Origin of the sequence: Clostridium sp. OM05-9, from assembly GCF_003481465.1 — a bacterium.
GTDB lineage: Bacteria > Bacillota > Clostridia > Lachnospirales > Lachnospiraceae > Coprococcus > Coprococcus ammoniilyticus.
Window position 1 is genome coordinate 448,548 of record NZ_QULF01000002.1, and the last position, 17,255, is coordinate 465,802.

Here is a 17,255-nt window from a genome sequence, read left to right on the forward strand (position 1 = left end):
CGAAAAATGGCAGATTTGATAAAATTTCAAAAGAGCGTAACTTGTATTCTATTGTACTACAAAAAGAAGAATTTTGCTCACAAAAACAAAAAATGGGAGGACATTATATGTTTAACAAAAATAAGAGGACGAAGAAAGTTTCCGATCTCCTGATCCCAGGCATTATATTGATAATCATCGGTATCGTATTTGCCTTTCAGGGAATCCGGGATTACAGCAAACTGAATGGGGATCTGCTCAATCTGAATACCGCATCTGAAAAGGATCTGGATGCCGGCAAATATGTAGAGATTGATGTTGACTATGCTTTTTATTCTTTCTGTGAGAATGTTGAAACTACAAATTATGTATTTAAAAGAACAACAGACCAGTATTATCTGATAAGTGCACTTAAAGACAACGAATACTACATTGGACTGAATATTGCTGAATCAAAAAAGTCTGAGCTTGAAGCTTTATCCGATCACACCTGGTCTCAGTCAGGTGCAGATCCGGGTACATTACACTACATCGGCAAATTATGCAAATCAGACAGTGAGATTATGGGATATATGAGAAATTATATCTACGATATGTATGAATCTGCCTATGATATCACTCTTACCTCCACAGAAAAAGCTACACTGGATTCTTATATGCTTCCATACTATATTAAGATCATGACAAAAGAGGGATGCCGTACATCTATCATTATTGGTCTTGTAGTTCTCGGTCTTGGTATCCTGCTCATTATATTAGGTATTATCCGTCACAAGAACACTGTATACGGTCCGGATATCCAGCCAGAACCATATACCGGTGCTTATGGCAATCCGACAACTCCTGATATGACCACCGGCATGAATTCAGGCTATACCGATCCCAATGCACAGGAGCCAACGACTCCATTTTCAGATAACAATACATCTGAAGCAACCACAAGCGGCTTAGATCCTGACACCTTTGATGACAATGGAACTTCATCTTTTAAATTAAAAGACTAACACAAAATCCGACTGATGGGAAATTCCTGTCAGCCGGATTTTTATTAGAGTGTATTATATATTTACTTCTTAATTATTGAGTTGTGCGGCTCTTGCACCATCATTCATAGAATGATTAACCGAAATATCTCTTTAAGAGACCTTCAAATGCCTTTCCATGTCTTGCCTCATCCCTTGCCATCTCATGAACAGTATCATGGATTGCATCCAGATTCAGTGCTTTTGCACGTTTTGCAAGATCTGTCTTACCGGCAGTTGCACCATGCTCTGCTTCTACTCTCATCTCAAGATTCTTCTTTGTTGAATCTGTAACTACTTCACCAAGAAGCTCTGCAAACTTAGCCGCATGCTCTGCTTCTTCATAAGCTGCTTTCTCCCAGTAGTTACCAATCTCAGGATAGCCTTCTCTGAATGCTACACGAGCCATTGCAAGGTACATACCAACTTCTGAACATTCGCCCTGGAAGTTTGCTCTTAAATCTTCCATGATATCTTCCGGTGCACCCTGTGCTACACCTACAACATGCTCAGATGCCCATGTCTTATCATCACCCTGTTTGATAAACTTCTCAGCAGGTGCCTTACATACAGGGCACTGTGCAGGAGCTTCTTCTCCTTCATATACATATCCACATACACTACATACAAACTTTGCCATAATTAAAATCTCCTTTGCTTTATGCTATTATTATTCTTATTGAGAAACGTTATCAATTTCTATGATTCTATTTTACACAATTTTTGATAAATGTCAATAGTTATTAGGAATGATTCTCAATTATTTTTTTATTTATTCAGCATTTGACCTGTCTATCTTTATTCTGTAAGAAGCTATTTATCTGTGTTCTCCAAGGAAGAACAATGCCAGTGTTCCGGGACCTGAGTGTGCTCCGATCACCGGACCAACATAGGATATCGTGATCCTGTCATTTCCGAACCGCTCTTTAATAATGGAAGCAAGTTTCTCTGCATCTTCTATACAATCACCATGACTGATAAAAATATCCTGATCTTCCGGATGTACCGCCAGCTTCTCCATCCGGTTTGCAAGCTCTGTGATCGCTGCTTTTCTTCCTCTGACCTTACTTACATTGATCAGATGTCCCTCGTCATCCACATGCAGGATCGGCTTGATCGACAGCATTGTGCCAACTGTTGCTGTCACACCTGATATACGGCCTCCTCTTTTTAAGAAGAAAAGATCGTCTACTGTAAACCAATGGCATAGCTTTAACTTGATATCTTCTATATACTGTGCATTCTCCTTCAGACTTTTTCCTGCATCTTTTGCCTGACATGCCTTATATACCAGAAGTCCCTGTCCCATAGATGCCGCAAGGGTATCAACACTGATCATCTTTCGTTCCGGATACTCCTCCATTAATTCCTGACCAGCCATATACACGGTCTGATAAGTAGAACTAAGTCCGGATGAAAAGCCCAGATATAAGATATCTTTCTTCTGATTAAATAATGCTTCTATGGCCTCCGATGCCTGCGAGATATTCGCTGCAGAAGTCTTGATATTTGCCCCATTTCTTAATTTGCTATATACTTTCTCAATGTCTGCCTGATCATTATGAAAGCTTCCCTCTCCTTCAACAATAAAATCAAGCTGTAAGATCTTCAGTTGATATTTCTTTACGATATCATCCGGCAGATCACAGGATGAATCTGTCAATATAACATAATCATTCATTTTAACATCCTCCATTACCATTTTATGGCAAATATGGTTTTTAAAACCACATGATATATTTTACCAAATCGCTATGTAAAGTATACCACACCTTATAAACAGGCACAACAAAAAGGTGCTGACATATAATCTGTTCTGATTTATATATCAACACCTTTTCATTAATTCTATGTTTTAATTATCTGTATGTTACCATTAAAGACTCTGTAAGTCCTGTACTCTTCTGGTACATAACAACGATCACATCTGAATATTTCTTACTTAATGTAATCTTCTTGGAATAACTGGATTTATTTACATTATAATATTTGCTTCCACCATTATATACGCTGACTGACTTAATGGTCCATCCCTTTTTAGCCTTTACGCTCAGTGTCTTCTTTGATACTTTCTTTGAAGTATAGGTGTAAGTATTCTTTGCAAAGCTTGATGTATAATTCTTGCTTCCAATCTTGATTGAACTTACAGGATTGGTATATTTCTTTACAGTAAATGTAGTTTTCAGCTTAACACCCTTTACTGTACATGTAATAGTTGCCTTACCAGCTTTCTTTCCATAGTCTACACGAATATATCCATCTTTGGCTGATACTTTCATGTTCTTGTTTGAACATTTTAACTTTTTGATCTGAGATGCCTTTGTACATCCCATGATACTGATAACACCGGATGCCTGAGTTACACGTCCCGGCTTATAGGAAACGACTCTGTCACTATACGGGTTAATATACACAGTCTTACTGGTTGCAGCGCTGACATCCTTCATGCTTGTTGCAGGTACTGCTAATAATGTGAATACCATTGCAAGGGCTAAAAATGCAGCTAATAATCTCTTTGTTGCTTTTTTCATTTTTCTACTACCTCCATAAAATCATCTTTTATCCGGCGGCATTCTGACCTCTCATCTGTATGCCCCAAATTTAGTTTTATTTTATACTATTTCCCATTTTTTTACAATAGGTGCAACGTATTTTAATCTTAATTTAACGCACTTTATTCTTCTTTCCCGTACCATTTAAAGAAACGTTTTGCATACTTCTCTGCCTTGTTCCTTGAAAAGTTAAATCCACGGATCGCACCTTTTTCTTTATAGGTATCCCGAATTCCATTAAAATACCATTCCATTCTGTTATACGAGAATCCCTTGATATCCTTATAATTATTATATTTGTTATAATAATCGTCGTATTGGTAGTTATCGTACTCGTAGTAATCATCATCCTGTCCCGTCATATAGTTATCTACAATGAACTCATATACTTCTTCCGCTCCATCTGCACCAAGTGACGTCACATACCGGAAATCCACATCCTTCGGATCCTGATTTTCCAGATTATATCTGGCAACCAGATAAGCCGGACGAAGGAACGATACGATGATATATACAGTAACGATCACAAACATCGAATAACGTACCAGCGGGAAATGGTCAGTATAGATTCTGACGATCACTCCTGCAAGTATCACAGCAAGAACAGCCAGTGCTGCAAACACCAGTATTCTCATATAAGTAAGATCATATGCTTTGATATACATAGTCATACGAAGCGCCGAGGATGCGATCATCACATAGGTACAGGCTGACATAATAGTCAGTACGATATTAAGCACTGTGCTTTTACGAAAGATTGCATGACAGATCAGCACCAGTATCACATTCAGCACCGATACGAACATAAGCTGGAAGAATCCCTGTCTGGCATATTCCGCATAAGTCATATCATCCGGCAGTGACATATTATTTGTAAACAGATATAGGATCTGGATCACTGAAAACAACAGATACACCAGGGTAAGCAGTCCCATTGCCGTGATCGCAATGATCGGTTCATGTGTTCCTTCTTTTGTCTGTCTGTGATATCTGCTTCCAAACGGTGCTGACACAATGATACCATATGTAAATAATAACGCCGCAAATGCAAATACAAGAAACCAGATTGCATCCCATGATAGGAAAATATTTCCAAGTAATGTTTCAACTGCATCTCCAAAGATCTGATCTGCACTGGAAAGCAGGCTGATCATTACGAACAGCAACGGAATCGCAACGACAACACCGATCAGAATATAGACAAATTTCGCACGTTTTCTTGCATTTTCATGTTCTCTGTTATATTGTCTGTAGTCTGAGAAAAAACGGTCAAAACAGGTAAACGGCTCTGCCATCTTCTCGATAACCGTAAGACCATATTCGACAAATCCCATGTTTTTAAAATCATCAAAATACCGGAGAAGCCCTGCACACACAAGGAATAAAATGCAAAGATGATCCAAAACGATCAAAAATGAATCATCGGTCCTGCAAACTGATACCCCAAGCAAAAGGATACCTGCATAATGCGGAATCAGCTTCGTCTGCTTTCCAAAAAGTTTCCCAAAAGATAACGATTCTCCGTCATTTACCGGCAGATTCTTCTCATGGCGCATGATACTGAAACTCATAAACAAAACGGTCATAACTGCCATGAATACAGCACAGATACTTGCATAATTCCGGTACATCAGCACACTGTAGATCATGGCATAACCAAACGCAAAACCGCCAAAAATCTCAAACCGTTCGGGCGATACCCCCGGTCTTGATCTTCTCGGCTTATAATCGTAATTTGACTGCCATCCAAAATTTGGCGGCACATTATTATAGTTTGATTGTCCTCCAAAATTCGGTGGTACATTATTATAGTTTGGCTGTCCTCCAAAGTTTGGTGGCACATTATTATAGTTTGGCTGTCCTCCAAAGTTTGGTGGCACATTATTATAGTTTGGCGGTACATTATTATAATTCGGCTGTTCTCCAAAATTTGGCGGTGTATTATTTATATCCATATTAAGTAACCTCCCATTCCTTCCTGTAACAAAAAATCCTACATCCATAGTTTCATGTTACCTGTTTTTTGTCAAGTGAATATTTGTTAATATACTTATATAGCAAAAACGCCAACTCTCCTGATAACTTTGTAAAATAAAAACTTCCGGATAGGAACCTCTGTTTTACAATACAAGGTCATATCCGGAAGTTTTTCCTTTATATTCTCTTACTGATATTTTAATTTTTCATCTTCAAACTCTTCCAAACGCTGTCTGTATGCTTCCATAATAACGGATTCATACGCAAGAACCGGTTCTTTTATACCAAGTAATTGCATCAGATATTTCACAAACAACGGATTCATAATAAGAAATGGTCCAACTGTATATGTTGCAAAGAAATTCTTTCTCTTCAAACCTTCTTGTTTTATTCCCGGATGAAAACCATCCCCGCGAATCACATCATAGAAATAATCCTTTGAATTATCTCCATAAGAATGACTGAACTGCGCTTTAAAACCAACCAGCTTTATATCTTCATACTGTCCAAATACAAGAGAATGATATCTATGCATCATATCTCTCTTTGCATAGGTATTAAAAATACCAAGTCCTTCTATTCGACTTCCATCTTCATTCTCAATGTACTGTTCAACGATCTCGACTGCATTCCCGGTAAAGAGAAATACTGTTCCAGCCTCGATTTGCTCTTCCAGTTCTTTCTTATATGGTTTCAATGCCTGAATCGCCAATTCCTGCTGATTCTCTGTCATTGCTCCCATATATACAAGGTTTGCCCTGCCCTCTGTAAATGCCGGTTTATCATATAAGCCGGTATAAATAACTGTTGCCTCCGGCATACAGTCTTTTAAATAATTTACGTTCTGTAATTCACCGAAAAGATTGGCAAATTCTCCATATAGAACTTCTATTGTAATATCTGTTCCCATTTGTTATGCCTCTCTTTCCTTCAAATATTGTTTCAGATTATCCCGAAGTACAAGCGCTGTATCATTTTCATGAATATCATGAAGAATGTATACACTGTCTGTTCCATCCAGATTCAGGGATTTATATGCACCTGCTTCATCCGTTGTCTCTTTGATCTTTTCTTCCGGAACCCCGGCCATCATTAAACGGAGCTTATAATCTTTCGTCCGCAGACCACCTATTACGATGTTCGTAATATTCGGCTGATTTAAGAACTCAAAATCCGTATCAAAGATCCATGTCATATTTTCAGATGAATTTTTCCGGTCAAATATATCTTCCAGCAAAAGAATGACCTCTTTATTTCCCGGTTCCTTAGACACATAATCAAATACACAGGAACATGCAATTGGATTCTGTCCTTTTGCCATATTGGTCACTATCGTGATCCCATCCACTGTACTTCTGGAATATCTCGATTCCACAATATTAAGATTCTGGATCGCGTTCCGGATCTGCTCACCTGTCAAACCAAATTCACGAAGAGCGGTAACTGCAGTCAACTCATTGTACAGATTAAATGTACTGTTACTGATCATCGGATACTGTTCCCTGCTCTCATTATGTGTAACTGTTATTACTTTGTTCTCATAATCAACATCTGCCTTATAATCGCCTTCCGGTGACGTATATCCACAGAACTCACAGACAGCTTTTCCAATATGATGATACCGGACATAGTTATATTTTAATTTATGATGACACTTTGGACAGATCCGCATATCATTGATCAGATTAATACATTCCTCCCGGTCAGATGGAAGTCTGTTGATTGAAAAGTATGTTTTTTCATTTTCCGATCCAAGATTTGAACTAATCAGATCATCCGCATTTAAGATCAGATGTGATTCTTTTGGCATATTATTATTGATAAAGTTAAAAATAAACTCCGGGTTTGCATTTCTCTGAATGGAATCACGGAACAGGTTCGTACATACCGCATATGTTGGCTTTACATATGGATAGATCAGCTTTGAACTTCTTTCATCGACTTCAAATACTGCATATTCTTTCTTTGCCTTTCCTGTCAGAGTACTTCCTGCGATCAATGAACTCGCTACTCCAGCATTCACATTAGAACCAGCACGGTTGTTCAAAACGTCATAGCCATTTGCCTCCAAAATATCTATGATCATATTACATACTGTTGTCTTGCCGTTGGTTCCTGTTACTGTTATGATCGTTTTCGGTTTATCTATACATCCCATGAAATCCGGACAAAGCTTGACTGCCAGCTTTCCCGGAAAATAACTTGCGTTCATCTTCAACATTCTCTGCATGGTTCTTGCCAGTTTGCCCATGAACAAAGCAAAAAAGAACCTTACATTCTTTTTATACATCTAGCTACCTCATTTCATATCTGTAAATTATCATTAGTATGTCCATTTAAGCCACATATAATATAACCACTTATTCAAAAATATGTCAATCAATTTGAACTATTTATTCGGTTTATTTCGCCAACACCCTCTTTTACTTAAAAATGGCATCTGCCGGATCAGGCAGATGCCAACTTGTTTTTTTCAATATCGAGGGTTTCTTTTATTCTTCCTCATTCACCTGTGAAAGCTTGGCTGCCTGGTCTGCTGCGATCAGACTGTCGATAATCTCATTCAGATCACCGTTTAAGATCTGTTCCAGCTTATACAAGGTGAGTTTGATTCTGTGATCGGTTACACGGCCTTCCGGGAAGTTATAAGTACGAATCTTCTCTGAACGATCTCCGGTTCCGATCTGGCTCTTACGGTCTGCAGCTTCTGCATCATGCTGTTTCTGAAGCTCCATATCATACAGCTTGGAACGGAGCAGCGCAAATGCCTTCGCCTTATTCTGAAGCTGGGACTTCTCGGTCTGGCTGTAAATTACGATACCGGTTGGTATATGTGTCAGACGAACGGCTGAATCTGTTGTATTGACACACTGACCACCATTACCGGATGCTCGCATGACATCAATACGGATATCATTTTCATTGATCTCTACATCAACTTCCTCTGCTTCTGGCATAACTGCAACTGTTACAGTTGAGGTATGGATTCTTCCGCCAGACTCTGTCTTCGGGATTCTCTGTACACGGTGAACTCCACTCTCATATTTCATCTTGGAATATGCACCATCACCTGTGATCATGAATACCGCTTCCTTGAAACCACCGATTCCATTCTCATTCACGCTCATCAGTTCTACTTTCCATTTGAACTGATCAACGTATTTCTGATACATTCTGTAGATCTCATATGCAAATAATGCGGCTTCATCTCCGCCTGCACCTGCACGGATCTCGACGATAACATTCTTGGAATCGTTCGGATCTTTTGGAAGAAGCAGAATCTTTAATTCATTTTCCGTCTTTTCTACTGTTGCCTTTGCTTCATTTAATTCTTCCTTCGCCATTTCACGAAGCTCTTCATCATTTTCTTCTTCAAGCATAAGCAGACTGTCTTCGATCGTCTGTTTTGCATCTTTATATTCTTTGTACTTTTCTACGATAGGAGTCAGTTCACTCTGCTCCTTCATTAATTTGCGGAATTTGTTCTGATCAGATACGATATCCGGATCTGTCAACTGGTTATTTAATGTATCAAGTCTGTCTACTAAATCTTCTAATTTATCAAACATAATAATCCTCCTGCAGCACATGCTCATTTCCTGTTCATGTGTCTGTTAATATATCCAGCCTTTTTTCAGGCTTTTCTTCCAATTACAACCCTGTCATTTTCTGCGAGGTCTTTCACTACGCGTACATCTTCAAAATGCTTATCTACAAGGAGCTGCTGCACATCATGTGCCTGATGATTACCAATTTCAAATAAAATATATCCTTTTTCATTTAAATAACTCTCCGCATTTTCTATAATTGCTCTGTAAAACTTCAATCCGTCCGCATCGCCGTCCAATGCCAGCCTCGGCTCATAATCCCGAACCTCCGGCATCAATCCGTCAATCACTTTGCTCTCTATATATGGTGGGTTGGACAGGATCATATCATATCTTTTATCTATCTTATCAAATAAATCTGATTTTATAACAGTATAATCAGATACTTCTAATCGTTTCGCATTTTTTGTCGTAAGTGTGATCGCGGAATCTGAGATATCACACAGATCTATATGAATATTCTGATTCATAAGTGCTACCGACAATCCGATGCACCCGGAACCACAGCACATATCCAGCACAGACATCTTATCAGAATGTATGTCCTGAATCAAGCGGTTTGCCTGTTCCACCAGAACTTCTGTGTCAAATCTTGGAATCAGTACATCCGGTGCAGTCTCAAAATCATACCCCATAAAGCACTGTATGCCTGTTATATATTGTAACGGAATACGTTTTGACCTTTTATCGATCAACGCTTCATAGGAAGAACGAATTGTTTCGGTAACATCTTCCTGCCGGTTCATAATATATGCCATCTTATCCTGCTTTGATACAAAGAGCCATAATAACTCTGCATCGATATCTGCATCCGGCACATTATGTTCGTTCAGTTTTTCTTTTCCTGCTGTTACAAGCTGATACTGAGTCATACGTCTATTTCCTTTTACATTCACTGGCATCATTTCAACTTCTTAATCTTCGATCTCTCCACGCTTCATAGCGTCCTGATAAGCACGCCAGTCGATCACCGCTTCTACCGAACGAATTGCCACCTCACACATCTCAAGATCCGGTTCCTTCGTCGTAAGACGCTGTACCCACATACCGGGTACACTTAATATATTCGCAAGCTTTGAGTCACTTCTGCCTGCAAACATGATAAATTCATACGAGATTCCCGCAATAATCGGAACCAGAAGTACACGCGACAGCAATCGCAGCCACATAGACTTCACATTTATAAACATAAATACAATAATGCTTATGATCATAACGACTACCAAAAAACTGGTTCCACAGCGTTTATGGTATCTGGAATGTTTCTTTACATTTTCCGGAGTCAGCGGATCGCCTGCTTCAAAACAGTTGATCGTCTTATGCTCTGCACCATGATACATAAATACACGTTTGATATCCTTCATCAATGATATTAATACTACATATGCAAGAAAGATCACCAACCGAAGCACACCTTCCGCTACCGCTATCAATACATTGCTTTTTGTCACATGCTCAAGCAGTCCTGCAATAAATGCCGGAAGCAGCATGAATAATGCGATCGCAATGGCAAGTGATACAATAACGGTTCCGATCATCATCAGATCATCTCCTGTACTGCTTTCTTTTTTATTGTTTTTACTGCCGTTCTCACCTGAACCGCTTCCATTATTACTTTCTGTATCTGACAACCTGGAATCATCTTTATTTTCACTCTTTCCAGTCGGTTCTTCCTCTTCATAAAAATCGGCTGAATATGTCAGCGTTTTAACTCCAATTACCAGCGACTCAAAGAAATTAACCACTCCACGAAGAATCGGCAATTTCAGGATTTTATATTTTTCACCTATCGGTGTATAGCTTTCTACTTTAACTTCAATTTCCTGATCCGGCTTTCTGACTGCTACTGCGTACTGATCCTCGTATTTCATCATTACGCCTTCGATCACCGCCTGACCACCTATTCTGGCTCTTTTCAAATTCTATACCTCGTAAAATTGTTTCCTAAAACAAAAATAGGCTGAGATTAAAAGCTTTAACCTCAACCTATCATCCTTTTTATTAGTTTGACTGTGAAACACCGTACTTACGGTTGAACATATCAATTCTACCACGAGCCTTAGCTGCCTTCTGCTGGCCTGTATAGAATGAATGACACTTTGAGCAAATTTCTACATGAATTTCTTCTTTTGTAGAACCTGTAACAAATTCGTTTCCGCAGTTACATACAACCTTTGCCTGATAATAATTTGGATGTATTCCTTCTCTCATTTAATCTCACCTCTTTATTATATTATTGATATATGAGAATAGGCCATCAGCCTCACTTCTTCATAAAACACAGCTTTTGTATTCTAACACAAACCGACATAGAAATGCAAGTGTTTTTTTATTTTCTTAATAATGATTTTTTAACATAATAGATAAACTCTTTATTATTCTTGGTTCGGACGAATAATTTCAGTACATCCTCCAGCATATCCTCTGCCTTATTACCGGATAATATCTTGTGAAGTGCGTATACAACTTCCTGTTCTTCCGGTGATAATAACAGATCATCCCGTCTGGTACTGGATTTTGCAATGTCGATTGCAGGGAAGATTCTCTTTTCTGCGAGCTTCCGGTCAAGCACCAGTTCCATATTACCGGTTCCTTTGAATTCCTCGAATACGACATCATCCATCTTGCTTCCTGTCTCAACCAGCGCTGTCGCAAGGATCGTAAGACTTCCACCCTCACGCATATTACGGGCAGCACCAAAGAATTTCTTCGGCATATGTAACGCCGCAGGATCAAGACCACCGGATAAGGTTCTTCCACTTGGTGGAACTGTAAGGTTGTACGCTCTTGCAAGTCTTGTAATACTGTCAAGTAAGATCACGACATCTTTCTTCTGCTCTACCAATCGTTTTGCACGTTCGATCACCATTTCCGATACACGCTTATGATGCTCCGGCAGCTCATCAAATGTCGAATAAATAACTTCTACATTTGGTCCCTCTATGGATTCCCTGATATCCGTTACTTCCTCCGGTCTTTCATCAATCAGAAGCACCAGCAAATGAATCTCACTGTATCTGGTACTGATACATTTTGCGATCTGTTTCAGCAAGGTTGTCTTACCTGTCTTTGGAGGGGAAACGATCATACCACGCTGTCCTTTACCGATCGGTGACAGCAGATCGATCATACGGATCGGAATCGGGCTGTCCTCCCCATCCATATTGATCCGTTCATTCGGGAAAATCGGCGTCAGATCTTCAAATGCTTTTCTTCCTGCAATGCTTGCAGGACTTTCTCCATTGACAGAAGCTACATATAATAATGCGCCAAACTTTTCTCCCTGCGTCTTTACGCGGATATTTCCCATTATGATATCTCCGGTCTTAAGTCCAAATCTACGGATCTGCGCCGGTGATACATAGATATCCTGATCTCCCGGCAGATAATTGGCACTTCTTATAAATCCATATCCTTCCTGCATTACTTCCAGGATTCCATGTGCCATCTTACCGCTGTCAAGCTCCGGTCCATTTGGTTCCTGCTGAGCAGATGATCCTTCCTGCCTGTTCTCAAGCTTCGTCTCCATTCTTACCTCTGCTTTTATCTCTGTATCTGCAGCCGTATTTTTTTCTTCTATAACTGATTTTTCATATGCTGCTTTCTTTTCTGATACTACAGAACTTTCAACAGCTACTTTTTTCTCTTCCATTGCAGACTTTTCAAGAACTGCTTTTTCCATATTCATTTCCAGCTTTGTCATCTCGGCTGCAAGCGGTTTGTTCTCCTGAACATGGTCTTTTCTTCCGTTATTTACAATTGGTGTATTGTTTCCATGATTGGAATTGTTATTTCTGTTATTATACCCCTGTGACCGATAGTCCTGTCTTTTTCCATTTCGGTTGGTCTGTCTTCCGGCAGTATTCCTATGCTGTCTTCTTCCGGATTCTCCTGATCTCTGACCATTTTCTGTCTGGTTTCTATCCACTTTTTTTACAGCATCTTCTTCGGATTTCTCCGGCTGCTCTGTGTGCTCCGTTTTTTCAGTCTGTTCTGCTTTTTCTGGCGGCTCTGCCTTTTTCGGTTTCCGTGTTCTTCCTGTCTTTTTTATTTTTTCAGCATCTTTTTTCTGTGATTTCACGTTCTGCTTTTCTTCCGCATGTCCTGCTTCATCACTATAATTTTTTTCAAGGAATTCGATCAGAGCCGGTTTACGAAGTGCTGATACACCCTTTATCTTATGCTCCTTTACGAATTGCTTCAATTCCTCTAATGATGCATTTTTGAAATCCATCTTTTACTCCTTCCAATTTTATCCGTTTTATTTAATTCACACACATTCTTATTCTTGGGGATTATCCTAATGAATTCTTTTCGAAACAGGTATATCAACTGTATGACTTACCTGTGCATCCTGCTTATCAGATCTCCGGATGCCATATGAGCGTTGTATTTAATAGCCTTAGTATAGCATAAAAAAAAGTTTTGTAAATCATTTTCTTTCACCGCAGTATTGCTTCATTGATTTTATGCTTTTCTTGTGATACATTTATTCTTACAAAACATACAAAGGATATTATTATGAATACTGAATCGATCGTCTTATACAAATTAATTATATTATATATGTTGGATCGTGTGGATTTCACACTAACCAATTCCCAGATTTCCGATTTTGTTCTGACAAAGGGATATACGAATTATTTCACGCTTCAGGAAGCCATTAATGGACTGATCGAGTGTGATTTTGTCTATGTATCCACAATCCGGTCTTCTTCTCATTATAAGATCACTGACAAAGGTGAAGAAGCCTTAAGCATGTTTGAAAATCGTATTCCTTATGCGATTAAACAGGACATTCTCGATTATTTTGATAATCAGAAGATCAATCTGAAAAATGAATCCGAGATCTATGCCGATTATGCCTTAAATGACTATGGTGAATACGTCGTTACCTGCGTGATCAAGGATCGGAAAGAAACTCTGGTCGATCTGAAATTTAACGTACCAACAAAAACGCACGCCATCGCTATCTGTGATAACTGGCGTGCGAAAAGTGCCGAAGTATATGACTATCTCGTCAATACTCTCTGGCTGTATTCTGATGATAAAGGTGAAAAACATTCCTGATTATTTATATGTATTTCTATAATACATATAAATGATCTTTTCATTTTTCTGCTCATAAGTTATTCAGATTCAGGTTCTGATTCTGCAATCCGGTCTTCGATCAGCTGCAGAATCTCTTCTTTTCCCTGCTTGGTCTGTGCAGAAAAAGGAATTATGATCGTTCCCTCTACTGGCTGGATCTTCTGTCTGATGATCTTCAGATTCTTCTGAATCTGACTTCTCTTGATCTTATCAAGCTTTGTTGCAATAATCACCGGTTCATATCCATTTTTTACGATCCAGTCGTACATGATGCAATCATTCTCTGACGGCTCATGACGGATATCGATCAACAAAAATACAAGCCGTAACTGCTTTGAGGTATGCAGATACCGTTCTACCATCTTACCCCATTTTGCACGGATCTCTACGGATACCTGTGCATAGCCATATCCCGGAAGATCGACAAAATACAGATCATGATTAATATTATAATAATTGATCGTCTGTGTCTTACCCGGCTGTGACGATGTTCTGGCAAGTGACTTCCGGTTTAACAATCCATTGATCAGTGAGGATTTTCCTACATTTGACTTACCGGCAAACGCGATCTCCGGCATCTCTGTCTCTGGAAGTGTACTTGTAATTCCACATACTGTTTCAAGTTCAGCACTCTTAATTATCATTTCTTTTCTCCTTTTGCAAGTGCAAGACTAAGCACCTGTTCCATTGTTTTCACACAGGTAATATCCAGTCCGTCTGTAATCTCTGCACTGATATCATTAAGATCTCTGCGGTTCATCTCAGGGATCAGCACCTTCTTAATACCGATCGTTTTTGCTGCCAGAAGCTTTTCTTTTAAACCACCGATTGGAAGCACACTTCCTCTCAGAGTAATCTCTCCTGTCATCGCAAGATCTCCCCTTACAGACTTATTAAATATTGCGGAATAAATAGCGGTTGCCATCGTGATTCCCGCAGAAGGTCCATCCTTTGGAACTGCTCCTTCCGGAATATGGATGTGGATATCATGCTTTTCAAAATAATCTTCACCCAGTGGCTCTGATTCCTTCATCGTACGAATATACGATAAACCGGTAACAGCAGACTCCTTCATGACATCTCCTAATTTACCGGTAAGCTGTATGCTGCCATTTCCGGGCATAATATTTACTTCTATATTAAGTGTTACACCACCTACCGCTGTCCATGCAAGGCCTCGTACAGAGCCTACTTTATTGGTCAGATCATAGCTGTCATCCATGTACTTCTCTGTTCCGAGAAGCTGCGGTATCATTTCCTTTGTTACTTTTACAGTCTCTACATGTTCTGTAAGTATCATTCTGCACGCTTTTCTGCATATTTTATCGATATTCCGCTCCAGATCACGCACACCTGCTTCTCTGGTGTAATGACGGATGATATATTTGATCGCTGATCCATTGATCTTGAACTGCTTCTTAGTCAGTCCGTTTCTTTCAATCGCTTTATTGACCAGATACAGCTTCGCAATGTTAAACTTCTCATTTTCCGTGTATCCACTGATCTCGATCATTTCCATACGATCAGCTAACGGTCCCGGAATCAGGGATGCATCATTTGCTGTTGCGATAAATAATACTTTGCTCAGATCGATTGGCACTTCAAAATAATGGTCGTAAAATTTATTATTCTGTTCGCTGTCTAAAACCTCTAACAGAGCAGAGGATACATCTCCCTTGTAGTCGCTGCTTACCTTGTCTATCTCATCAAGCAGTACCAGTGGATTCTCAGTCTTTGTCTTTGCGATCGACTGTGCGATCCTGCCCGGCATAGCACCGATATAAGTTCTTCTGTGTCCACGGATCTCTGCTTCATCCCGAACGCCACCAAGCGACATACGGATATATTCTTTTCCTGTCGCAGTAGCAATTGATCTCGCGATCGAGGTCTTACCGGTTCCCGGAGGTCCAACCAGACAAAGAATCGGCATATTACCTTTTTCGTTTAAAATATGGACAGCCAGATAATCTATGATACGTTCCTTTACTTCTTCTAATCCATAATGATCCCGTTCCAGAATCTTAATGGCCTTTTCGAGATTATCGTTCTCCTTTGAGGATTTACCCCAAGGATAGTCGAGCAACGTCTCAATATAGTTTGTAAGGATGCCGGATTCAGCAGCCATAGGCGGCAAAGCACGAAGTCTGGATATCTCTTTCGTAAGCTTCTCTTTGACTTCTTCCGGAACTGTCAGTTCCTGCAGGCGCTCCATATATTCATCTGCCGCTTTTTCTGTATTATCATCCTCGCCAAGTTCTTTCTTTATGACCTTCATCTGTTCCCGGAGAACATATTCTCTCTGGTGCTTATTTACACAATCCTGTAATTTCTCCTGAATCTCCTGACGGATGGCTAAAATCTCCATCTCTTCATCCATCGTCTGAAGGATCTTCATTACACGTTCTTTCACATCGAGCGTTTCCAGAATCTCCTGCTTCTTCGTATATGGCGCAGGAATGAATTCTGTCACTCCATCGGCAAATTTTGCAAGGTCATCGATCGTAAGCAGTTTTTTATATAACAGCTTATTTGTTCCCATTCCATTTGCAAATGCTTGTCTGAGCTTATCCGTAAGCATACGGATCAATGTTTTTTCCTCTACTTCATCCAGATGGTTTGTTTCTTCTGTATCTATATATTCAAAGTCTGCATTATATGCTCCGTCTTCCTTATAAAATGAAACGATCCTTGCACGTTTTTCTGCTTCAATCAGAATACGGACTGTTTTGTTCGGCATTTTCAGATATTGTTTGATCTTTGCTGTAACACCGATCGGATAAAGATCAGGAACCTTTCCATTCTCCTTTACTTCCTTTGCCGTAACCAGCAGGATGCTGCAATCACCCTTCATCGCATTGGCAACTGCTTCACAGGATTCCTTGCTGATCACATCCAGATGGGAGGAAGTATCCGGCATTATAACAATATTATTCAAAACGATCATCGGCCTGTTCCAGACGATATTATCCATACTTTTATCTCCTTTATATCAAAAAACCGGGATGCATAACATCCCGGCTTTCTGC

The 17,255-nt window shown here is 39.5% G+C and carries 15 protein-coding genes; 2 read left to right on the forward strand and 13 right to left on the reverse strand.

The window, feature by feature from the left end:
- Positions 1-107: 107 nt before the first annotated feature.
- On the forward strand, positions 108-983 hold the full coding sequence (locus tag DXB77_RS05145) for a DUF6709 family protein (RefSeq protein WP_118662772.1): 876 nt from the start codon (positions 108-110) through the stop codon (positions 981-983).
- 115 nt (positions 984-1,098) lie between these two features.
- Here DXB77_RS05145 and DXB77_RS05150 read toward each other — a convergent pair whose 3' ends face one another.
- From DXB77_RS05150 to rho, 11 genes are all read right to left on the reverse strand, one after another.
- Positions 1,099-1,641, reverse strand: coding sequence for an NADH peroxidase (locus DXB77_RS05150; protein WP_117807480.1), 543 nt, complete (start codon positions 1,639-1,641; stop codon positions 1,099-1,101).
- Between the two features lie 177 nt (positions 1,642-1,818).
- A complete protein-coding gene (locus DXB77_RS05155; RefSeq protein ID WP_118662773.1) occupies positions 1,819-2,682 on the reverse strand; it encodes a DegV family protein in 864 nt (287 codons plus the stop codon).
- Between the two features lie 178 nt (positions 2,683-2,860).
- Positions 2,861-3,532, reverse strand: coding sequence for a hypothetical protein (locus DXB77_RS05160; protein ID WP_117807478.1), 672 nt, complete (start codon positions 3,530-3,532; stop codon positions 2,861-2,863).
- A 143-nt stretch (positions 3,533-3,675) separates the two neighbouring features.
- On the reverse strand, positions 3,676-5,508 hold the full coding sequence (locus DXB77_RS05165; protein ID WP_182439433.1) for a DUF4173 domain-containing protein: 1,833 nt from the start codon (positions 5,506-5,508) through the stop codon (positions 3,676-3,678).
- Between the two features lie 209 nt (positions 5,509-5,717).
- Entirely contained in the window at positions 5,718-6,440 is a 723-nt protein-coding gene (locus tag DXB77_RS05170) for a hypothetical protein (protein WP_021944163.1), read from the reverse strand.
- A gap of 3 nt (positions 6,441-6,443) precedes the next feature.
- Positions 6,444-7,820, reverse strand: coding sequence for a Mur ligase family protein (locus DXB77_RS05175; RefSeq protein ID WP_021944162.1), 1,377 nt, complete (start codon positions 7,818-7,820; stop codon positions 6,444-6,446).
- A gap of 202 nt (positions 7,821-8,022) precedes the next feature.
- Positions 8,023-9,099, reverse strand: coding sequence for a peptide chain release factor 1 (prfA, locus tag DXB77_RS05180; RefSeq protein WP_008400612.1), 1,077 nt, complete (start codon positions 9,097-9,099; stop codon positions 8,023-8,025).
- 65 nt (positions 9,100-9,164) lie between these two features.
- Complete coding sequence (gene prmC / locus DXB77_RS05185; protein ID WP_243100146.1) at positions 9,165-10,010, reverse strand: peptide chain release factor N(5)-glutamine methyltransferase; 846 nt, start codon at positions 10,008-10,010, stop codon at positions 9,165-9,167.
- Between the two features lie 42 nt (positions 10,011-10,052).
- Positions 10,053-11,057, reverse strand: coding sequence for a DUF1385 domain-containing protein (locus tag DXB77_RS05190; RefSeq protein ID WP_021944160.1), 1,005 nt, complete (start codon positions 11,055-11,057; stop codon positions 10,053-10,055).
- A gap of 82 nt (positions 11,058-11,139) precedes the next feature.
- Complete coding sequence (gene rpmE / locus DXB77_RS05195; protein ID WP_008400609.1) at positions 11,140-11,349, reverse strand: 50S ribosomal protein L31; 210 nt, start codon at positions 11,347-11,349, stop codon at positions 11,140-11,142.
- A 118-nt stretch (positions 11,350-11,467) separates the two neighbouring features.
- Positions 11,468-13,372, reverse strand: a complete 1,905-nt coding sequence (gene rho, locus DXB77_RS05200; RefSeq protein ID WP_117822577.1) for a transcription termination factor Rho — start codon at positions 13,370-13,372, stop codon at positions 11,468-11,470.
- Between the two features lie 287 nt (positions 13,373-13,659).
- Here rho and DXB77_RS05205 point away from each other — a divergent pair, with 287 nt between their 5' ends.
- Positions 13,660-14,208: a DUF4364 family protein gene (locus tag DXB77_RS05205; protein WP_118484101.1), complete on the forward strand. Its 549-nt coding sequence runs from the start codon at positions 13,660-13,662 to the stop codon at positions 14,206-14,208.
- 59 nt (positions 14,209-14,267) lie between these two features.
- Here the strand turns inward: DXB77_RS05205 and yihA are convergent, their stop codons facing one another.
- Entirely contained in the window at positions 14,268-14,873 is a 606-nt protein-coding gene (yihA, locus tag DXB77_RS05210; RefSeq protein WP_118500624.1) for a ribosome biogenesis GTP-binding protein YihA/YsxC, read from the reverse strand.
- Positions 14,870-17,200 (reverse strand): endopeptidase La, encoded by a 2,331-nt coding sequence (lon, locus tag DXB77_RS05215; protein ID WP_118662776.1) that lies wholly within the window; start codon positions 17,198-17,200, stop codon positions 14,870-14,872. The genes yihA and lon overlap by 4 nt, the downstream gene beginning before the upstream one ends.
- Positions 17,201-17,255: the final 55 nt, after the last annotated feature.